Source organism: Acidovorax sp. GW101-3H11, from assembly GCF_001633105.1.
GTDB lineage: Bacteria > Pseudomonadota > Gammaproteobacteria > Burkholderiales > Burkholderiaceae_C > Acidovorax.
In genome coordinates this window covers 55,101-72,980 of sequence record NZ_LUKZ01000033.1, presented here as the reverse complement: position 1 = coordinate 72,980, position 17,880 = coordinate 55,101, and the positions used below count along the sequence as shown (strand labels likewise).

The 17,880-nt window shown below is 66.8% G+C and carries 15 protein-coding genes; 5 read left to right on the top strand and 10 right to left on the bottom strand.

What is annotated here, in order from left to right; all coding sequences use genetic code 11:
* Nucleotides 1-113: 113 nt before the first annotated feature.
* Nucleotides 114-857 carry a TetR/AcrR family transcriptional regulator gene (locus tag A1D30_RS23110; RefSeq protein ID WP_082836594.1) on the top strand — a complete coding sequence of 248 codons (744 nt, stop codon included), beginning with the start codon at nt 114-116 and terminating at the stop codon, nt 855-857.
* Between the two features lie 298 nt (nt 858-1,155).
* Nucleotides 1,156-2,340, top strand: coding sequence for a porin (locus tag A1D30_RS23105; RefSeq protein ID WP_063463077.1), 1,185 nt, complete (start codon nt 1,156-1,158; stop codon nt 2,338-2,340).
* 113 nt (nt 2,341-2,453) lie between these two features.
* Here the strand turns inward: A1D30_RS23105 and A1D30_RS23100 are convergent, their stop codons facing one another.
* Complete coding sequence (locus A1D30_RS23100) at nt 2,454-3,248, bottom strand: metallophosphoesterase (protein ID WP_063463076.1); 795 nt, start codon at nt 3,246-3,248, stop codon at nt 2,454-2,456.
* A gap of 12 nt (nt 3,249-3,260) precedes the next feature.
* On the bottom strand, nt 3,261-4,325 hold the full coding sequence (locus tag A1D30_RS23095) for a diacylglycerol kinase family protein (protein ID WP_063463075.1): 1,065 nt from the start codon (nt 4,323-4,325) through the stop codon (nt 3,261-3,263).
* Nucleotides 4,326-4,603: 278 nt separating this feature from the next.
* Between A1D30_RS23095 and A1D30_RS23090 the strand changes: the two genes are divergently transcribed.
* Complete coding sequence (locus tag A1D30_RS23090) at nt 4,604-5,479, top strand: phosphatase PAP2 family protein (protein WP_109791015.1); 876 nt, start codon at nt 4,604-4,606, stop codon at nt 5,477-5,479.
* A 4-nt stretch (nt 5,480-5,483) separates the two neighbouring features.
* Here A1D30_RS23090 and urtE read toward each other — a convergent pair whose 3' ends face one another.
* From urtE to urtA, 6 genes are all read right to left on the bottom strand, one after another.
* On the bottom strand, nt 5,484-6,176 hold the full coding sequence (urtE, locus tag A1D30_RS23085; RefSeq protein ID WP_063463074.1) for an urea ABC transporter ATP-binding subunit UrtE: 693 nt from the start codon (nt 6,174-6,176) through the stop codon (nt 5,484-5,486).
* Between the two features lie 50 nt (nt 6,177-6,226).
* Nucleotides 6,227-6,529 (bottom strand): hypothetical protein, encoded by a 303-nt coding sequence (locus A1D30_RS25935; RefSeq protein WP_157891353.1) that lies wholly within the window; start codon nt 6,527-6,529, stop codon nt 6,227-6,229.
* 876 nt (nt 6,530-7,405) lie between these two features.
* Nucleotides 7,406-8,281: an urea ABC transporter ATP-binding protein UrtD gene (gene urtD, locus A1D30_RS23080; RefSeq protein ID WP_063463073.1), complete on the bottom strand. Its 876-nt coding sequence runs from the start codon at nt 8,279-8,281 to the stop codon at nt 7,406-7,408.
* Nucleotides 8,278-9,417, bottom strand: a complete 1,140-nt coding sequence (urtC, locus tag A1D30_RS23075; RefSeq protein ID WP_063463072.1) for an urea ABC transporter permease subunit UrtC — start codon at nt 9,415-9,417, stop codon at nt 8,278-8,280. Before urtC ends, urtD begins: the two co-directional genes overlap by 4 nt.
* A 20-nt stretch (nt 9,418-9,437) precedes the next feature.
* A complete protein-coding gene (gene urtB / locus A1D30_RS23070; protein ID WP_063463071.1) occupies nt 9,438-11,021 on the bottom strand; it encodes an urea ABC transporter permease subunit UrtB in 1,584 nt (527 codons plus the stop codon).
* 101 nt (nt 11,022-11,122) lie between these two features.
* Entirely contained in the window at nt 11,123-12,385 is a 1,263-nt protein-coding gene (gene urtA / locus A1D30_RS23065) for an urea ABC transporter substrate-binding protein (protein WP_063463070.1), read from the bottom strand.
* Nucleotides 12,386-12,732: 347 nt separating this feature from the next.
* Here urtA and A1D30_RS23060 point away from each other — a divergent pair, with 347 nt between their 5' ends.
* Both A1D30_RS23060 and A1D30_RS23055 read left to right on the top strand, forming a co-directional pair.
* Nucleotides 12,733-15,003, top strand: coding sequence for a xanthine dehydrogenase family protein molybdopterin-binding subunit (locus A1D30_RS23060; RefSeq protein ID WP_063463069.1), 2,271 nt, complete (start codon nt 12,733-12,735; stop codon nt 15,001-15,003).
* A 20-nt stretch (nt 15,004-15,023) separates the two neighbouring features.
* Entirely contained in the window at nt 15,024-15,488 is a 465-nt protein-coding gene (locus tag A1D30_RS23055; protein WP_063463068.1) for a (2Fe-2S)-binding protein, read from the top strand.
* Between the two features lie 9 nt (nt 15,489-15,497).
* On the opposite strand, the gene A1D30_RS23050 is transcribed toward A1D30_RS23055, so the two are convergent.
* Nucleotides 15,498-16,538 carry a sensor domain-containing diguanylate cyclase gene (locus A1D30_RS23050; RefSeq protein WP_063463067.1) on the bottom strand — a complete coding sequence of 347 codons (1,041 nt, stop codon included), beginning with the start codon at nt 16,536-16,538 and terminating at the stop codon, nt 15,498-15,500.
* A gap of 87 nt (nt 16,539-16,625) precedes the next feature.
* On the bottom strand, nt 16,626-17,810 hold the full coding sequence (locus A1D30_RS23045) for a DUF917 family protein (RefSeq protein WP_063463066.1): 1,185 nt from the start codon (nt 17,808-17,810) through the stop codon (nt 16,626-16,628).
* Nucleotides 17,811-17,880 lie beyond the last annotated feature (70 nt).

The window sequence follows — 17,880 nt, the reverse complement described above, 5'->3', positions numbered from 1 at the left end:
GCGACCAGGCTTGCAGCGGGCGGTATGAAAAAATTATACGAACGTACAAATTTCAAATGAACTGGGGTTTGTACGAGTGTTCAATAAATTTATACAACTGTATAAACCAGCCTATGCCCAAATCCCGATCCACCCCCCAGACTGCGGCCACCGTGGCCGCCGTCCCTGTCGCGAAAGCCCCGGCGCGCAAGCGTGCTGCCGCCCGCAGCGCCAACAGCGAAGAAGCGCTGGCCCCCAATCGCCAGGCCAACATCCTGCAGGCGGCCGAGCGGCTGTTTGCCACGCGCGGTTTTCATGGCGTGTCGATCCGCGACATTGCGGACGAAGCCGGTGTGCCGCTGGCGCTGGTGGGCTACTACTACGGCCCCAAGCTCTCGCTGTACCACGCCATCTTCCGCGCACATGCGGGCTACATCGACGTGCGGCTGCAGTCGCTGGCCCAGGCGCAAACGGCTGCACCGCCCGGACAGTTGCTGGAAGAGATCGTGAAAGCCTTTGTGCTGCCGGTGCTCGAAGTCGCCCGCCAGCCCGCAGGCCACCACTTTCTGCGCCTGCTGTCGCGTGGCATGAACGACCACCTGGAAGAAGACGAGCCCATCATCCGCGAGCTGTTCGACCCACTGGCCCATGCGTTCATCGACGCGATTGCCGCTGCCCTGCCCCAGGCCACGCGCAGCCAGGCCGCGTGGTGTTACCAGTTTGCGCTGGGCGCGCTGCTGCACCATGTGAACGACCAGCGCATCGAGCGCCTGTCTTACGGCCAGAACCAGCCCGGCGACGAGGCTGCAGCGGGGCCACTGCTGGTGCGTTTTATTGCGCAAGGCATGCGTGGCGCCTGTGAAGGCGCGGTGCACTGACGCCCCGCCGCTGACATCCCCCGCTCCCACCACAGCACTGCCGCACGAGCGCCGCATGCCAGGCACAGCCACGCCCATTTTTCTGGCCCCCGCCCACCGCCACCCCCGGTGGCTGGGGCCCTGCGCCGCCGCCCCACCCCAGGCGTCGGCGCGGCAGACCGGCGCGCCCTAGCCGCCATGCCCCCGGCGCACACAACGCGCTGACGCCTTCCCCCCGTTGAACTGCGTTTTCGGAACAGCCCTGGCTGCGCCGTGGGCCGGTTCGCCCTTCACTTGCCCTCACCCATCGAAAGACACCATGAAACCCCGCACCTCCCTCGCCCCAAAATCTTCACGCTCGCTCGCCCGCAAACGCTGGACACGCGCTCTGGGCACCGCCGCCGCCCTGTCTGCCACCACACTCGCCGCGCAGGCCCAGCCCGCACCGGGCCCCAGCCTGCAGCTGTATGGCCTGGTCGATGCCGCCGTGGGCCGCTTTGCGGGCCCCGCTGCAGGCATCAATGCGCAAGACCGCGCCGTGACCAAACTGGACGGTGGCGGCATGTCCACCAGCCACTGGGGCCTGCGTGGCACCGAAGACCTGGGCGGCGGGCTGTCGGCACAGTTTGAGCTGTCATCCTTTGTGCGCAACGACTCCGGCGCCACCGGCCGCAGCGACGCACTGCCGGCACCGGTGAATGTGGGGGCCGACCCCGTGTTCTCGCGCGCCGCCTGGGTGGGCGTGTCGCACCGCGATTGGGGCCGCGTGCGGCTGGGCAATGTCACGTCGTTGCTGTTCCTGAACTCCATCACCTCCAACGCGTTTGGCGACTCCACCGTGCTGGGGCCACTGAACCTGGTGACCTTCATCGCCAGCCCGCTCAGCGGTGGCACCGGCTGGGCCAACTCGGTGGTGTATGACAGCCCCACCGTCGCGGGCTTCAATGCCTCGGTGGCACACGCGCTTTCAGAAGGCCAGGGCGGCGGCAACAGCGCGGCCCGGCTGGCCTATGCCCAAGGCCCCTGGGCCGCATCGCTGGCGTGGCAGAGCGTGAAGAAGAACCCCGGGACCTTTGCCGACGGCACCTCGCCCAACGACACGCGCGCCTGGCAGCTGGCGGCGTCGTACGACTTCGAGGTGGTCAAGCTGTTTGCCCACCTGGGCCGCATCGACAACCGGGGCACGGCCGCTGCGCCGCTCAACGTGGCATACCGCGTGTGGGATGTGAGCGCCGCCGTGCCCGTGGGCGCAGGCCGGGTGCTGGCGGGCTACGCAGTGCGCCGCACCAGCGACACCGTGGGCCCCGTGCCCGCCACGGTGGCGGGTGGCAATGTGGAGCGCAAGGTGTTCACACTGGGGTATGACTACTTCCTGTCCAAGCGCACGGACCTGTATGCCATGGTGATGCGCGACAGCACCCAGACCCGCACGCTGCCAGCACCACCCTCAGTGGTCAGCGCACAGGGCACCGGCTTTGCGGTGGGGGTGCGCCACCGGTTCTAAGAAGGTGTGAACGGGCCCACATCACAACGCACAACGGTTGTCTCCAAGTTTCAGGGCACCTTCGGGTGCCCTTTTTTTGGGTGGCAGCACGGAAGACCGCTTCAACCGGGCATTCAACCGGGCATCACAGGCTGGCGCTGCACACAGGCGAACTCTCCGATGGTGCTGTCGTAGTCCCAGCGCTCGACCACCCGCAGGCGCTGGCTGGGCGACTCGCCCGACACTTCTTCGCGCAGCACCACCAGGCTGTTGGGGCAACCGTGCCGCAGGCGGCGCGACACCGCCGTGCCCGCGCGGCTGGCCCACAGGCCGGGCAGGGGCTGCAGCACACCGGGCTCGTGCACATGGCCCGACAGCAGCATCTGCGCACCGGCGGTGCGCCAGCGCTGCAGGGCCTCGTCGGCACGGTGCGGGCGGTGGGCGCGGTCGTTGGCATCGCGCGCCACCAGGGGGTGGTGGCTGGCCACGATGCGCCACGCGTCGGGTGGGGCGCGCGCCAGCAGGGCCGCCACATGATCGATTTGCGCTGACGACAGGCTGCCCCGCTCGTGCCGCCAGGCGCGCGTGGTGTTCACGCCCACCACATAGAAGGGGCCCATCTGCCGCACAGGCTCCTGGTCCACGCCAAACTGCTCGGCAAACCGCTCGTACGCGCGGCCCCAGCGCAACCACCAGGCAAACAGCGGCACATCGTGGTTGCCTGCCAGCACCAGGCTGCTGCGCGCATGCAGGCCCTGCACAAACCGCGCGGCCTGGGCAAACTGGCTGGCGGTGGCGCGCTGAGTGAGGTCGCCCGACACCACGGCCAGGGCCACGCCCAGCCGCTGTGCCAGGCGCTGCGCGGCGGCGCACACCTCGGGGTCGTGCGCCCCGAAGTGCAGGTCGGACAGGTGCATCAAGGCGGGCATGGCGGTGGGTGGTCAGGCGGGTATCAGTCCGGGGGCGGGCGGTGCGCCAGTTTCGGCCACTGCCGCCGCCAGTGAAGGCTGCGCCGCATCATCGCGCACCAGCGGCGACGGCGCCACCAGCCACAGCGGGCGTGTGCCCACACGAAAGTGCAGCGGCGGCGCCATCCACTCGCGCTCGCCATCAAACGCCACCTTGACCTGTGGCGGGCGCCAGCTGGCCGGGGCCACGGTCAGTTCGGTGCAGGCAATGCTGGTCACGGCATCGTCCTTGTCCAGCTGGCCGGTGGCGGCGTTCCACACCGTGCGGGCCGTGGCCCAGCGGTTCTGGGGCTTGAGCATCACCACCGCCAGGTGCCCGCCATCGGCCACCTGCTGGGCCTGCGGCAGGCCCATGCGGTCCAGCTGCAGCGGGTTGTTGCCCACAAACAGGGTCGTGACCAGGTGCTCCTCGTGCCGCACCTCGGCGCCGTGGTGGGTGCTCATCACCACGCGCCAGCGCCGGCCTGCTGCGGGGCGGAACAGGCTCCACACCGCCGATGCCACCGCCACCCAGCGCGAGCGGCCAAACCGCTTGGAGGCCCGCTCACGCTCGGCCAGCAGCTTGGGGTACAGGCCCACGCTGGCGTTGACGATGAACATGCGGCGGTTGACATGGCCCACCTGCACGGGGCGCATGTCCCCCGCGTGCAGCGCCTGCAACAGGTCTTGCACCGCCTGCTCCGGGTCCAGCGCCAGGCCATGCTCGCGGCTGAAGTAGTTGAAGGTGCCCATGGGCACCACCCCCATGGGCACGCCCGCATGCAGCGCGGCCGCCGCCACGGCGTTGATGGTGCCATCGCCGCCTGCGGCCACCACCAGGCCGCCGCTGGTGCGTGCGGCTTCGGCAGCGGCGCGCGCCAGTTGCACGATGTCGCCGCGCTGGTGGGGCACATGCCACACCACGTCGTGCGCCCGCAATGCCGCCACGCCCTCGAGCTTGGCGCGCAGCAGGTCCAGGTCGGCCCCGGGCCGCTTGGGCACCACCAGGTGAATGGGGCCACCGGGCTTTGGAGGATGGGGGTGGTCGGAAGGGGTCATGCAAAAACTCTGCAACAAACAAGAGCAACCCCACGCCACGAAGGGGCGGAGCCGCAGGGTCGCCCATGGTCGCAGCCGGGCACGGCGCCCGCAGCCGGTCGCAGCGCCCTTGCCGTGTCAGCCTGCGCCGACACATACACCCACGGTGCTCGCAATACACCCACCACGGCGCGGGATGCTGGGAACTTCGGTACAACCTGCGGCTTCTTTCCATGGTGGTGCAGGCAACTGCATCTGCAAGACCTTGGAAACCGAAAGTGAAAGGACCACCCCGCACCATGACGATGACCGCCCCTGCCGCCGCATCTACGACCCCCACCGCATCCGAGCTGGGCGCCCTGCTGGCGCAGCACCCTGTGGGCTGGTGGCTGGCGGGCATGCTGGCCCTGGCGCTGCTGGGCGCCGCCGCGCTAACAGGCCTGCGCGCCCTGCGCCACCACGCGGGGCCGCCACTGAACCGCTTCTTTCCTGCGCAGGCCCCCACCCTCATGCTGGTGGCCATGGCCGCCTCGGCCTGCGTGCTGGTGCTGGCGGGCGCCACGATGGCCGAACTGGCCGAGAGCGGCCGCACCCAGGGCCCCTGGGGCGTGCTGGACGACACCATTGCCGCGAGCCTGCGCGCACAGGCCGACACCACCGTGCTGCAGGTGTTTGCCACCCTCACCCACCTGGGCGACACCTGGGTGCTGGCGGCCCTGGCGCTGGCCGTGGCCGCCGCCCTGTGGTGGCACCAGCACCGCCTGCTGGCCATGGGCTGGCTGGTGGCCATGGCGGGCAATGGCGCGCTCACCAAGGTGCTGAAAAACCTCTTCGCGCGCGTGCGGCCCGAGCACACGCACGGTATTGCCGAGGCCAGCGGCTACAGCTTTCCCAGCGGGCACAGCAGCGCGTCGATGGTGGCCTATGCCATGCTGGCCTACCTGGCCACGCGGTTGCTGCCGCGCGGGTGGCACCTGCCCGCCGCGATGCTGGCCGGTGCGCTGATCTTCACCACCGGCTGGAGCCGCGTGGTGCTGCAGGTGCACTACGCCAGCGACGTGCTGGCCGGGTGGCTGCTGGGTGGAACGTGGATGGTGTGCACGGTGCTGATCATGGAGAGCGTGTCGCGGTGGCGCAGTCCGGCCCTTGCCACCGCTGCGGCGCAACGCCCTTGAGCCGTCAGATGGCCACGAGGTTGCGAATGCCCTTGGCTTCCATCTCGCTGCCCGGGCCGCGTGCGATGACCTCGCCACGCTCCATCACCAGGTATTCGTCGGCCAGTTCCTCTGCGAAGTCGTAGTACTGCTCGCACAGCAGGATGGCCATCTCGCCCTTGTCGGCCAGCATGCGGATCACGCGGCCGATGTCTTTGATGATGCTGGGCTGGATGCCTTCGGTGGGCTCGTCGAGGATCAGCAAACGCGGGCCGGGGGCCAGGGCGCGGGCGATGGCCAGTTGCTGCTGTTGTCCGCCCGACAGGTCGCCACCCCGGCGCTTGAGCATTTGCTTGAGCACGGGGAAGAGTTCGTACAGGTGCGGCGGCACGGGCGTGGAGCCGCTTTTGTAGGCCAGGCCCATGCGCAGGTTTTCTTCCACGGTGAGGCGGCCGAAGATTTCGCGGCCTTGGGGGACGAAGCCGATGCCTGCGCGGGCGCGGTCGTAGGGGGTGGCTTTGTCAATGGCTTTGCCGTCGAACTGGATGCTGCCGCTTTTGATGGGCACGAGGCCCATAAGGCTTTTGAGCAGCGTCGTTTTGCCCACGCCGTTGCGGCCGAGCAGAACGGTGACTTTGCCGGGGGTGGCGGTGAGGCTCACGTCGCGCAGGATGTGGGAGCCGCCGTAGTACTGGTTGATGTTTTGGACGGTGAGCATGGTGGATTTTTGAGATTTTTTGGCCGTTTGCGCCTGTCTAGCAAGCGGTTTTAGCTATTGATTTGAGAGCGTTTTTTACCATCGCAGGAAAGGGCGTTGCGATGCTGTGGCGCTTGCTGTTCGTTCGGGCTGAGCCTGTCGAAGCCGAGGCACACAACCCAACCGTTCGGGTTGAGCTTGTCGAAGCTGGGTGCAACATCCGCCCGTTCGGGCTGAGCTTGTCGAAGCCTTGGCGTGCTGGTTTGACAAGCATGCTTGGGTTCAGGGCGGAGGCCGGGGTGTGCGCCCGGCGGCGCAGTGGCTTTCTTTTGCTTCGCCAAAAGAAAGTCACCAAAGAAAAGGCGACCCTGCACGCTGCGTCCCTTCGCTTCGCTGCGGGCAACCTGCGGTGCTCAGGCGTGGGGCGCGCCGTGGAACTCGCTTTGCGCTGCGCGCGCCGCTCGGACAACCACGGCGAGTCAGAGCACGAAGCACGGGCGCTCCGACGCCCGTGCCGCCCCACGCCCTGCGCTCCTCGGCGCATCGTGAAGGGGACCCGCGAATCGGACATCCACACGGGCCATCGCTGCGCTTGGCCCCATCTCACGGGCGCAAGCGCCACGCGCTGCGCAGGCGGGGCCGAGCAAAGCGATGGCCCGTGCGGATGTTCGGCTGTCCACCCCCTGCTGGCTGCGCCTGCGGCGGGGCGGTTGTGGGGTGGCATGGGCGTCGAAGCGCCCATGCTTCGTGAACTGACTCGCCGTGGTTGTCCGAGCGGCGCGCGCAGCGCAAAGCGAGTTCCACGGCGCACCCCGCAATCGCCCCGACGCAGGTTTGCCCCGTAGCGCAGCGCAGGGGTCGCAGACTGGGGGTCGCCTTTTCTTTGCTTACTTTCTTTTGGCGAAGCAAAAGAAAGTGAGTCGCCTGCCGGGGCGACAACCCGGCTCCCGCCCTCAACCCCAGCACGCCTTCCAAANGGTTTGCCCCGTAGCGCAGCGCAGGGGTCGCAGACTGGGGGTCGCCTTTTCTTTGCTTACTTTCTTTTGGCGAAGCAAAAGAAAGTGAGTCGCCTGCCGGGGCGACAACCCGGCTCCCGCCCTCAACCCCAGCACGCCTTCCAAACCAGCACACCCCAGCTTCGACAGGCTCAGCCCGAACGGCTCCGAGGCAGCGCCCAGGCTTCGACAAGCTCAGCCCGAACGGTTCAAGAGCACCAAGCCACTCGACAGGAACCGAGGGAGACACCACCATCACCGCCCCAGATAAACCTCAATCACCCGCTCATCCGCCTGCACCTGGTCCAGCGTTCCCTCCGCCAACACCGAGCCATCACACAACACCGTCACCTTCTCCGAAATCGTGCGGATAAAGCCCATGTCGTGCTCCACCACCATGAGCGAATGTTTGCCCTTGAGCGTGAGAAACAGCTCCGCCGTGCGGGCGGTTTCTTCGTCCGTCATCCCCGCCACTGGCTCATCCAGCAACAACAGCTTCGGGTCCTGCATCAGCAACATCCCGATCTCCAGCCATTGCTTTTGCCCATGGCTCAGATTGCCCGACTGGCGCATGACGCTGTCGGCCAGGTGGATGGTGTGCAGGATCTCGGCCAGGCGGTCCGACTGCGCGGAATCAAGGCGGAAGAACATGCTCGACTTCACGCCCTTGTGCGTCTTCAACGCCAGCTCCAGGTTCTCAAACACGCTGAGCTGCTCGAACACCGTGGGCTTCTGGAACTTGCGGCCGATGCCCAGGCTGGCAATCTCAGGCTCGTTGTGGCGCAGCAGGTCAATCGTCGAGCCAAAAAACACCGTGCCTTTGTCCGGCCGCGTCTTACCGGTGATGATGTCCATCATCGTCGTCTTGCCCGCGCCATTCGGGCCGATGATGCAGCGCAACTCGCCGGGCGCAATGTCCAGGCTCAGGCCATTGATGGCCTTGAAGCCGTCAAAACTCACATGCACGTCTTCCAGGTACAGGATGCGGCCATGGGTCACATCCACCTCGCCGGGCACGGCGATGCGCGAAAACCCTGCAGCGCGGCCGCCGGATTCGGTCTGGCCCAGCACAGCGGGCGCCAGCGTCTTCTGCAACCGCCGCGCGCCTTCTTCCATCAGATCGGGCGTCATTGCGCAGCTCCCTTTTTGTTGTTGTTGCCATCTTTCAACTTCTTGACCAGGCCCACCACGCCGTTGGGCAAGAACAGCGTGACGGCAATGAACAGCGCACCCAGGAAGTACAGCCAGAACTCCGGCGCCGTCACCGTGAGCCAGCTCTTGGCGCCATTGACAATGAACGCGCCCACGATGGGCCCGATCAGCGTGGCGCGGCCGCCCACGGCCGCCCACACGGCGATTTCGATGGAGTTGGCGGCACTCATCTCGCCGGGGTTGATGATGCCGACCTGGGGCACATACAACGCCCCCGCCACGCCGCACATCATGGCGCTGATGGTCCAGATGGTGAGCTTGTAGGGCAGCGGCGAGTAGCCCGAGAACATGACGCGGCTCTCGGCATCGCGCACAGCCTGCAGCACACGACCAAACTTGCTGCGCACCAGCCAGCGCGCCAGCAGGAAGAAGCCCAGCAAAGCCAGCCCGGTCATCACAAACAGCAGCATGCGCATGTTCTGCGTGGCAATGGGCGTGCCCAGGATGCGCTTGAAGTCGGTAAACCCGTTGTTGCCGCCAAAGCCGGTTTCGTTGCGGAAGAACAGCAGCATGGCCGCATAGGTCATGGCCTGCGTGATGATGGAGAAGTACACGCCCTTGATGCGCGAGCGGAAGGCAAAGTAGCCGAACACAAACGCGATGACACCCGGCACGGCCACGATGAGGATCAGCGTGGCGATGAAGCTGTCGGACAGCGCCCAGTGCCAGGGCAGCTCCTTCCAGTCCAGGAACACCATGAAGTCCGGCAGGTCGCTTTTGTAGTTGCCGTCGCGGCCGATCTGGCGCATGAGGTACATGCCCATCACGTAGCCGCCCAGCGCAAAAAACAGTCCATGGCCCAGGCTCAGGATGCCGGTGTAGCCCCAGATCAGGTCCATGGCCAGCGCACAGATGGCGTAGCACATGATCTTGCCGAGCAGCGCCACGGCGTAGTCGCTGAGGTGGAACATGCTGCCTGCGGGCACCCACAGGTTGAGCACAGGGGCCACGGCGCACACCACGATGAGCGCCACGATGAAGGCCGACCAGCCGCCGCGCGTGAGCAGCGGCGCGGGTGCGGGCAGTTGGATGTTGGGAGAGGTTGGCGTAGTCATGATCTGTCGTCTCTGGTGCTTCAGTCGGCCGTACGCCCTTTGACCGCGAAGATGCCCTGGGGCCGCTTCTGGATGAAGATGATGATGAACACCAGCACCGCAATCTTGGCCAGCACTGCGCCCGCCCAGCCTTCGAGGAACTTGTTCAGGATGCCCAGGCCCAGCGCGGCATACACCGTGCCCGCCAGCTGGCCCACACCGCCCAGTACCACCACCATGAAGGCATCGACGATGTAGCTCTGGCCCAGGTCCGGCCCCACATTGCCCACCTGGCTCAGCGCGCAACCGGCCAGGCCTGCAATGCCCGAGCCCAGTGCAAAGGCCATGGTGTCGATGCGGGCGGTGTTCACGCCCATGCACGAGGCGATGGGGCGGTTTTGCGTCACACCACGCACGAACAGGCCCAGGCGGGTGCGCGCAATCAGGTAGCCCATGCCCAGCAGCACCGCGATGGCAAAGCCGATGATGACCAGGCGGTTGTAGGGCAGCGTGAGGTTGGAGAGCACCTGCACACCGCCGCTCATCCACGCGGGGTTTTCCACGCCCACGTTCTGCGCGCCGAAGATGGTGCGCACCAGCTGCATCAGCACCAGGCTGATGCCCCAGGTGGCAAGCAGTGTCTCCAGCGGGCGGCCATACAGAAAGCGCAGCACGCCGCGCTCCAGCACCGCGCCCACGGCGGCGGATGCGCCAAACGCCAGCGGCAGCGCGGCGACCAGGTACCAGTCAAACGCGCCTGGAAAATACTTTTGGAAGATGCCTTGCACCACGTAGGTGGCGTAGGCGCCGATCATCATCAGCTCGCCATGGGCCATGTTGATCACGCCCATGAGGCCGTAGGTGATGGCCAGGCCCAACGCCACCAGCAGCAGGATGGAGCCCAGGCTGATGCCCGAGAACGCAGCGCCCAGGCGTTCGCCCCAGGCGAGCTGGCCGTCGATGGCTTTGAGCGCGGCTTGCAGTGCGGCCTTGACCTTGGCGTCTTCTTCGACCGTGGCGCGCTCGTTGAGCAGCAGCCGCGTGTCGGGCGTGGCACTGGCCGACAGCGCTTGCGCGGCGGCGATGCGCTGCGCGGCATCGTCGCTGCCCAGCAAGGTAGCGGCGCGCGCCAACTCCAGCTGGGTCTTGATCTTGTCGCTGGTCTCCTGCGCCAGCGCCTTGTCGAGCAAGGGCAGGCGGCCTGCATCAGGCTCCTTGGTCAGCGCCTTGGCGGCTGCCATGCGCTGGGTTTCGTCCTTGCCAAACAGCGCCAGGCCCGCCAGGGCCGTGTCGATCTCGCCGCGCATGCGGTTGTTGTTGATGATGTCTTCGGCGTCGGCGGGCACAGGCACCTCTGCACCCGTCACGGGGTCGATGCCCTTGTCGCCCTTCACGATCAGTGCCTTGCCGCCCGCCACGCGCACTGCGTCGTCGGCCAGGGCCTGCAAAAAGGCAGCGACCCGATCACTGGGCTCGACCACGGCCTGCTGCACGGCCGCCACGCGGTCGTCGGTCTCGCCCGTGGCCATGGCCAGGGCCTGCTCGGCAGTGAGGGCGTGGGCGCTGCCCGCCAGGCACAGCAGGCTGACCAGGCACCAGCGCATGGCCAGAAAACATCGCAACATAAGAAGAATTCCGTTCGGCCTGCTCTCTGTGGCAGGCGGGTGTCAAAGAAAAAGGGAGGGCTCACACAGGCGCCCTCCCCTCTTGGGCACACTGCAGGTGCTTACTTCTTTTCGGGCTCGTCTTTCTTCTTGTCGTTGCCTTCGATGTAGGGGGACCATGGCTTGGCCTTGACGGGGCCGGGCGTCTTCCACACCACGTTGAACTGGCCGTCGGCCTTGATCTCGCCGATGAACACGCTCTTGTGCAGGTGGTGGTTCTTCTCGTCCATCTTGCTCACGATGCCCGACGGTGCCTTGAAGGTCTGGCCGGCCATGGCGGCAATCACCTTGTCCACGTCGGTGCTCTTGGCCTTTTCAACCGCTTGCTTCCACATGTTGATGCCGATGTAGGTGGCTTCCATCGGGTCGTTGGTGAGCGGCTTGTCCTTGTGGCCAGCGATGTTCTTGGCCTTGGCGTAGTCCGCCCACTTCTTCATGAAAGCGGTGTTCTCAGGGCTCTTGATGGACTGGAAATAGTTCCAGGCGGCGAGGTGGCCCACCAGCGGTTTCGTGTCCACGCCGCGCAGTTCCTCTTCGCCCACGCTGAACGCGACAACCGGCACATCCTTGGCCTTCAGGCCTGCGTTGCCCAGTTCCTTGTAGAAGGGCACGTTGGAGTCGCCGTTGATGGTGGACACCACGGCCGTCTTGCCGCCCTGGCTGAACTTCTTGATGTCGGCGACGATGGTCTGGTAGTCAGAGTGGCCGAAGGGGGTGTACTTCTCGTCGATGTCCGAATCCTTCACGCCCTTGCTCTTGAGGTAGGCGCGCAGGATCTTGTTGGTGGTGCGGGGGTACACGTAGTCGGTGCCCAGCAGCACCCAGCGCTTGGCGCTGCCGCCGTCCTTGCTCATCAGGTAGTCCACCGCAGGGATGGCCTGCTGGTTGGGCGCTGCGCCGGTGTAGAACACGTTCTTGGAGAGTTCTTCACCTTCGTACTGCACGGGGTAGAACAGCAGGCCGTTCATTTCTTCCACGACGGGCAGCACCGATTTGCGCGACACCGAGGTCCAGCAGCCGAAGATGACCGAAACCTTGTCCTGGCCCAGCAGCTGCTTGGTCTTTTCGGCAAACAGGGGCCAGTTGGAGGCCGGGTCCACCACCACGGGTTCGAGCTTCTTGCCCAGCACGCCGCCCTTGGCGTTGATCTCGTCGATCGCCATGAGCACGGTGTCTTTCAAGACGGTCTCGGAGATGGCCATGGTGCCCGACAGGCTGTGCAGGATGCCGACCTTGATGGTCTCCTGCGCATGGGCTGGCAGCGCAGACAGGCCAGCGAGCGTAGCGACAGCCGCGAGGGCCTTGAGGGAATAACGACGTTGCATGTGTGCTTCTCCGGTAGGTAAGGGTTCAAACCGCCTCGCCCTGGCCCCCGGTGGATTCCCGTGGGCTGTGTAGTGCGATGGAATGGATTCTGGAGAGCAGGGCCTGCTTGGGAAATACGCCGGGTGGCGTACGCGCGGGCACCCCCACAGCAATGTGCAGCCTGCAAGCAACGCCTGTGTCGGGTAGGCGAAACGCTATGCATTTAATAGCTATTAGGGCATACCCAATGCGCGGTAACGGCCAAAAATAGTCAAAATCTTCAGCAACCACAGCGCCGTGGGGGAAATGCCCGCCCCGCCTACGATGGCGGCCACGGCCCCACGCTCAGCCACAAAGGACCCGACCCATGGTGAAACGACGCACAGTGCTGCTTGGCGGCGCCGCAACAGCGGGCGCGCTGGTGATTGGCTGGGGCGTGATGCCCCCGCGCCAGCGCCTGCACCCCGCAGACCCGCTGCCCGCCACGCCGGGCCAGGCCGCGCTCAACGGCTGGCTCAAGGTGGGCACCGACAACACCGTGACGGTGATGATGGCCAAGTCTGAAATGGGCCAGGGCACGCACACCGGCCTGGCCGCGATCCTGGCCGAGGAGCTGGACGCCGACTGGGCCCAGGTGCGGCTGGCGATGGCGCCCATCGACGACATCTACAACAACCTGGCCACCGTGGTGGACGGCCTGCCCTTTCACCCCGACAACGACGGCTCGATGAAAGCCGTGGCAGGCTGGCTCACGGCCAAGACCATGCGCGAGGTGGGCGTGATGATGACGGGCGGGTCGAGCAGCATCAAGGACCTGTGGCTGCCCATGCGCGAAGCCGGGGCGCATGCGCGCGCCATGCTGGTCCGCGCTGCCGCTGCGCAGTGGAAGGTGCAGGCCGCAGAGTGCACGGCCAACGCGGGCTGGGTGGAGCATGCCGCAGGCCGGCGCGCCACCTTTGGCGAACTGGCCGCGCTGGCCGCGCAGCAGCCCATGCCGGGCAAGGTCGTCCTCAAAGAACCTGCTCAGTTCAAGCTGATCGGCAAGCCCCTCACGCGCATAGAGGCGCCCAGCAAGCTCGACGGCAGTGCCGTGTTCGGCATTGATGCGAACCCGCCCGGCCTGCAACACGCCAGCGTGGTGATGTGCCCCACCCGGGGCGGCAAGGTGGCCCGGTTTGACGCGGCCGCCGCGCAAAAGCTGCCGGGCGTGAAGCAGGTGCTGGCCGTGGCGCCCTACCACGGCGGCACGGGCGGTGTGGCCGTGATTGCCGACACGCCCTGGCACGCCAAGAAGGCGGCCGCTGCCGTCACCGTGGAATGGGACCACGGCCCCGCCGCCACACTGTCGAGCGACACCGTGATGGCACGCCTGACGCAGGCGCTGGACGAAACCAAGGGCTTTGGCTACCACAGCGCGGGCGATGTGGACCAGGCCATGCAGGGCGCGGCCACCAGCATCACCGCCGACTACCGCGCGCCCTACCTGGCGCACGCGGCGCTGGAGCCCATCAACTGCACGGTGCAGGTCAAGGACGGCGGCGCCCAGGTGTGGACATCGACCCAGGTGCCAGGCCTGGCGCGCATGGCCGCAGCCAAGGCGCTGGGCATGGACGAAGAAAAAGTGACCGTGCACCAGCTGCTGCTGGGTGGCGGCTTCGGTCGGCGGCTGGAGGTGGACTATGTCGCCCAGGCCGCCGCGATTGCCCAGGCCGCAGGCGGTGCCCCCGTGCAGACGCTGTGGAGCCGCGAGCAGGACACGCAGCACGACTTCTATCGCCCCGCCTGCATGGCGCGCTTCAAGGCGGGCTTTGATGCGCAGGGGCAGCTGGTGGCGTGGCACAACCTGTCGGTGGGCCAGGCCATCGTGCCGCAGGTGCTGGCGCGCACCTTCGGGCTGCCCGGCGCGGGGCCGGACAAGACTGCATCGGAAGGCGCGTTTGACCAGCCCTACGAATGGCCTCACGCGCGCATTGCGCACGAGATCATCGACCTGCCGCTGCCCGTGGGCTTCTGGCGCTCGGTGGGGCATTCACACCAGGCATTCTTCAAGGAAAGTTTTGTGGACGAGGCGGCCCACGCGGCCAAGAAAGACCCGGTGGCCTTCCGCGCCGCGCTGCTGCAAAAACACCCGCGCCACCTGAAGGTGCTGCAAAAGGCGGCCGAGCTGGCGGGCTGGGGGCAGCCCCTGCCGCCCGATGCGTTGGGCGTGCAGCGGGCGCGCGGCGTGGCGCTGCACCAGTCGTTTGGCTCCATCGTGGCGCAGGTGGCCGAGGTGTCGGTGGGCGCCGACAAGGCCATCCGCGTGCACCGCGTGGTGTGCGTGATCGACTGCGGCGCGGCCATCAACCCCAACCTGATCGCGCAGCAGATGGAAAGCGCCGTGGTGTTCGGCCTCACGGCGGCGCTGTATGGCGAGGTCACTTTCGAGAACGGGCAGGTGCAGCAGAGCAATTTTCACGATGTGCCGCTGCTGCGCATGGCCGACTGCCCGCGCGTGGAGACACACATCATCGCCAGCGCCGAGCCCCCCGAAGGCGTGGGCGAGCCCGGCGTGCCGCCCATTGCGCCGGCGGTGGCCAACGCGCTGTTTGCCCTGACCGGCCAGCGCCTGCGCGCCCTGCCGCTCAAACTTGCCTGACCCGATTCGAGGAACCCCCAATGTCCACCACCCTGCGCATCAACGGCAAAGCCGTCTCCGTCGCCGCCGAACCCGACACCCCACTGCTGTGGGTGCTGCGTGGCGAGCTGCACATGAACGGCACCAAGTTTGGCTGCGGCATGGCGCTGTGCGGCGCCTGCACCGTGCACCTGAACGGCGAGCCCGTGCGCGCCTGCATCACGCCGCTGGCGGCCGTGGGTGATGCCGACGTGACCACCATCGAGGGCCTGCAGGGCCCCGAAGCCACCGCCCTGCGCGCCGCGTGGACGGCGGTGGACGTGGCGCAGTGTGGCTACTGCCAGAGCGGGCAGCTCATGTCGGCCTGCGCGCTGCTCAAGAAAACCGCCAAACCCAGCGATGCAGAGATTGACGCCGCGATGTCGGGCAACGCCTGCCGCTGCGGCACCTACCCGCGCATCCGCGCGGCCATCCACCAGGCGGCCCAGGCACCGCGCCAAGGCTAGAAATCTTCTCTAGATCCCGCCGCCCAGGTCCAGCTGCGTCGGTGCAGCCATGCTGCCGCCATCGGTCTGCGCATCAGCGACGTACACAGCGTTGCGCCCCGTGCCCTTGGCCTGATAGAGCGCCTTGTCGGCACGGTTCACCAGCTCTTCAAAGTCGAGCCCCGAGCCCTTGTGCAGGGTGGCCACCCCGATGCTGACGGTGACCGCCACATCCTGCCCCGCATCGCCCACCGCCACGCGCAGCGCCTCGACGTCCTGGCGCAGCGTTTCTGCCACGCGCAGTGCGCTCGGGCCGTCGGTCTCCGGCAGCACGATGACAAACTCCTCGCCACCAAACCGCGCCACGATGTCCACACCGTTGCGCTTGCGCACGGCACAGGCCTGGGCCACGGCACAGATCACGCGGTCGCCCGCGAGGTGGCCAAAGACGTCGTTGACCGCCTTGAACAGGTCGATGTCCACCACCAGCAGCGACAGCGGGTGGCCAAAGCGCTCGGTGCGCTTGTACTCCTTGGCACCCATCTCCATCAGTGTGCGGCGGTTGGACAGGCCGGTGAGCGAGTCGTTGGCGGCCAGCCGCTCCAGCGCGGTGTTGAGCTGCTGCAGCAGCCGGTTCTGTTCGGTGAGCTGCTGGTTGATCTGCGCGATCTCGGTCTCGCGGCACTTGCGGTCGTGGATGTTGAAGGTGACCCCGATCAGGCGTTTGCCCGGCGTATCGCTGTGGCCGTCCATGATGCGGCCATAGTTGGCAAACCAGACCCACTCGCCGCTTTTGGAGCGCAGCCGGAACTCGCAGCGGTATTGCGGCGTGACGCCCGTCAGGTGGTCGGCCACCGCCTGGCGCACGGTGTCGATGTCGTCGGGGTGGAACAGGCCGTAGATGTCCTGCACGCCCGAGACGATTTCCTCCTCGGTGAACCCCAGCTCCTCGAAGGTCTTGGTGGCCTTGCGCGTGACGTTGCCGGTGATGAGATCGTTCTCCCACAGGTCCAGCCCGGCAGCCTCCAGGGCCAGTTCCAGCCGCTCCTTGTTCAGGTCTACTTCACCCATACCCGTGGCCATTGTTCACAGCGTTCCGTTTCGTTCAGATATCTTGCGCCAGGCGCCAGGCTTCGGGTTTTCGTCTTCGCCCCAGGTTCAGGCCGGGGGCATGCCACCTGCGTAGCCAATGTTGCGCAACAGCGCCGCAAACGACGCCACTACGCCCGGGGTGTTGTAGAGCTGGGGGGCGGTCTGCACCGCAATCACGCTCACCATGTTGCCGGTGCTGCGGCCCGTGGTGGCATCGAAATACTGGGCCAGGTCGTCGCTGGCGTTCGAGAACCCGCGCCCCGTGCTCTCGGAGTAATAGCAGATCGAGTCGGGCGCAATGATGTCGGGGGTGGTGCTCGCCGCCGAATACATGATCAGGTTCTCGTTGAGGTTGTAGAGGTAGTGCGTTTCGGTGCTCTGGGCCGGGTCCGGCGCATTGTCCAGCCGGATGATGCCCGAATCCAGTGACGCACTGGAGGTGGACTGCGTGACCGAGGTGATATAGAAGTTGCTGACCACGGCACGCGCGGCGCGGCCGGTGATCTCCTCAATGCCCGCCGCCACCGCCTGGGTGCTCAGCGGCGTGACGGCCTGCAAGAGCTGCAGGCCCAGCTGGCGCGCCTGCTCCAGCGTGCCCGGGATGTAGCTGCCTGACAACGCAAACTGGTTGCCAGCGTTGGAGGGCCACATCGCAATGCCCGAATACCCGCCAAAACCACCCACCACCCCACCCGCCAGCGACTCGATGCCCGACGCCGTGGCGGAGCCCAGCACCGCATATTCCGCCGCGACGAGCGTGGGCGCATCGCTGGCCAGCACGGCGGGGCTGGGCGCTGGCCCGGCGGGGGCGGTGAAGGTGGTCTGGGGCAGTTCGGGCACGGCACGGCCCGCGCCGTCGCCATTGACCACCCAGATGCTGCCGCCCGACATGGCCGCGCCGATCAGCGGCACCAGCGAATTGATGGGCCCGATCTCCACCGGGATGAAGGCGCCCGGCTGCATGCCGGTGTACGCCTGCATCACGGCCACGGTGTTGCTGATGGAGTTCTGCACCGCCGTGAGAGTGAGGTTGTCGGCCGCGTCGGGCGAGCCCATGATGGCCAGCACGCAGGCGTTGGTGGCACCGTCGTAGTCCTGCACCTGCACCGTGCCGGTGTAGCCCTGGTCTGCCAGCTGCTGCACGATGGCGCAGGCGTCGTGGTAGCTGCCGCCACCGCCACTGGCCAGCACGGCCGCCCCGGTGGCAATCGCCTGGAAATCGGTCAGGCCATAGGAATAGACGTTGCCCATCAGGCGCCCCTCTCCTCTCTGTTGTTGGATGGAAAGCACGATACCCAAGCCGGGTCGAAAGTCAATTGGC